At 49.0% G+C, this 3,253-nt stretch carries 2 rRNA genes; both read right to left on the minus strand.

The features are described from left to right. Nucleotides 1-112, minus strand: a 5S ribosomal RNA gene (gene rrf, locus GSA01S_RS09760); the annotation flags it as partial. Nucleotides 113-195: 83 nt separating this feature from the next. Continuing rightward, nucleotides 196-3,075: ribosomal RNA gene (locus tag GSA01S_RS09765) — 23S ribosomal RNA — on the minus strand. Nucleotides 3,076-3,253: the final 178 nt, after the last annotated feature.

Genomic DNA, 3,253 nt, shown 5'->3' on the forward strand with positions numbered 1-3,253 from the left:
GGCAACGTCCTACTCTCACAGGACCAAAGGTCCAACTACCATCGGCGCTAAGAAGCTTAACTGCTGTGTTCGGCATGGGAACAGGTGTATCCTTCTTGCCATCATCACCACACAGGTACATTATTTTCTTTAAGTAAACTTATATTAGTTCACTCAAAACTGAATAACTCACAAACCTTTCAACCTTAAATCTTCGTGGTTAAGTCCTCGACCGATTAGTACTAGTCCGCTCCATATATCACTATACTTCCACTTCTAGCCTATCTACCTGATCGTCTCTCAGGGGTCTTACTTCTTACGAATGGGAAATCTCATCTTGAAGCTGGCTTCGCGCTTAGATGCTTTCAGCGCTTATCCTTCCCACACATAGCTACCCAGCGATGCTCCTGGCGGAACAACTGGTACACCAGCGGTGCGTCCATCCCGGTCCTCTCGTACTAAGGATAGCTCTTCTCAAATTTCCTACGCCCGCGACGGATAGGGACCGAACTGTCTCACGACGTTCTGAACCCAGCTCGCGTACCGCTTTAATGGGCGAACAGCCCAACCCTTGGGACCGACTTCAGCCCCAGGATGCGATGAGCCGACATCGAGGTGCCAAACCTCCCCGTCGATGTGAACTCTTGGGGGAGATAAGCCTGTTATCCCCAGGGTAGCTTTTATCCGTTGAGCGATGGCCCTTCCATACGGTACCACCGGATCACTAAGCCCGACTTTCGTCCCTGCTCGACTTGTAGGTCTCGCAGTCAAGCTCCCTTCTGCCTTTGCACTCTACGAATGATTTCCAACCATTCTGAGGGAACCTTTGGGCGCCTCCGTTACACTTTAGGAGGCGACCGCCCCAGTCAAACTGTCCACCTGACACTGTCTCCCGTTGCCTCACAACGCGGGTTAGAGGGTTCATATCACAAGGGTAGTATCCCACCAGCGCCTCCTCGTAAACTGGCGTTCACGATTCTTAAGCTCCTACCTATCCTGTACATGTCACACAAACACTCAATATCAAGTTACAGTAAAGCTCCATGGGGTCTTTCCGTCCTGTCGCGGGTAACCTGCATCTTCACAGGTACTATAATTTCACCGAGTCTCTCGTTGAGACAGTGCCCAGATCGTTACGCCTTTCGTGCGGGTCGGAACTTACCCGACAAGGAATTTCGCTACCTTAGGACCGTTATAGTTACGGCCGCCGTTTACTGGGGCTTCAATTCGAAGCGTCGCTTGCGCTAACCTCTCCTCTTAACCTTCCAGCACCGGGCAGGCGTCAGCCCCTATACGTCATCTTTCGATTTGGCAGAGACCTGTGTTTTTGATAAACAGTCGCCTGGGCCTATTCACTGCGGCTGGTATTACTACCAGCACCCCTTCTCCCGAAGTTACGGGGTCATTTTGCCGAGTTCCTTAACGAGAGTTCTCTCGATCACCTTAGTGTTCTCCACTTGACTACCTGTGTCGGTTTGCGGTACGGGTTCATGTTATCTCGCTAGAAGCTTTTCTCGACAGTTTGATTATCCACCTTCGCTACTTTATTCGCTACGCTTAACAGCTCATCCTTTTAAGTAAAAGCATTTCACTCTTACTAAAACTCACTGCTTGCACATCCTCTTCCATCCGGATGCGTGGAGTCACCTCCTGTGTCCCTCCTTCACTCAATCGATAACATCAAGTACAGGAATCTCTACCTGTTGTCCATCGCTTACGCCTATCGGCTTGGGCTTAGGTCCCGACTAACCCAGGGCGGACGAGCCTTCCCCTGGAAACCTTAGTCTATCGGTGGACGGGATTCTCACCCGTCTTGCGCTACTCATACCGGCATTCTCACTTCTATACGCTCCAACACTCCTCACGGTATGCCTTCGCCGCATATAGAACGCTCTCCTACCACTCTAGTTATTACTAGAATCCACAGCTTCGGTGTATTGTTTAGCCCCGGTACATTTTCGGCGCAGAATCACTCGACTAGTGAGCTATTACGCACTCTTTAAATGATGGCTGCTTCTAAGCCAACATCCTAGCTGTCTGTGCAACTCCACATCCTTTTCCACTTAACAATTACTTGGGGACCTTAGCTGGTGGGCTGGGCTGTTTCCCTTTCGACTACGGATCTTATCACTCGCAGTCTGACTCCCAGAGATGAGTCCTTGGCATTCGGAGTTTATCTGAATTCGGTAAAACTTGCGTCCCCCTCGTTCAAACAGTGCTCTACCTCCATGACTCTTACTCTGAGGCTATACCTAAATATATTTCGGAGAGAACCAGCTATCTCCAAGTTCGATTGGAATTTCTCCGCTACCCACAAGTCATCCAAACACTTTTCAACGTGTCCTGGTTCGGTCCTCCAGTGTGTCTTACCACACCTTCAACCTGCTCATGGGTAGGTCACTTGGTTTCGGGTCGACAACAACATACTCTCGCCCTATTCAGACTCGCTTTCGCTACGGCTCCGTTTCTTCAACTTAACCTCGCATGGTATCGTCACTCGCCGGTCCATTCTACAAAAGGTACACCATCACCCCTTAACGGGCTCTGATTACTTGTAGGCACACGGTTTCAGGTACTCTTTCACTCCCCTCCAGGGGTGCTTTTCACCTTTCCCTCACGGTACTGGTTCACTATCGGTCACTAGGGAGTATTTAGCCTTGCCAGATGGTCCTGGCGGATTCCAACGGGATTCCTCGTGTCCCGCCGTACTCAGGATACTCCTAAAGCCTCAGTCAGTTTCGTATACAGGGCTCTCACCTTGTCTCGCTCTGCTTCCCATCAGATTCTACTACTCACTTCAGTCTTATATCGGAGTCCTACAACCCCATTGTGCATGCACAATGGTTTGGGCTCTTCCCTTTTCGCTCGCCGCTACTTAGGGAATCGATTTTTCTTTCTCTTCCTGCAGGTACTTAGATGTTTCAGTTCTCTGCGTCTTCCTCGCTTACGCGTACTGCATTTAGCAGTGGGTTCCCCCATTCGGATATCTCTGGATCATAGCTTACTTACAGCTCCCCAAAGCGTTTCGTCGTTCGTCACGTCCTTCATCGGCTCCTAGTGCCAAGGCATTCACCGTGCGCCCTTTGTTTCTTAACCACATTTTTGCGCTCGTAAAGGCTCTTCCCCTTTACTCTTATTTTCTCTATATTATTATATAGACTCGGTCAATTCTCGGTTTATTATATCTTTCTCTTGAAATTATATAATCTATATTGATTACTCCTGTTAAAATAATCAATATGGTTTGTTTTGTTATTCAGTTTTCAATGAACTA

Source organism: Globicatella sanguinis NBRC 15551 (assembly GCF_001552295.1).
Taxonomy (GTDB): Bacteria; Bacillota; Bacilli; order Lactobacillales; family Aerococcaceae; genus Globicatella; species Globicatella sanguinis.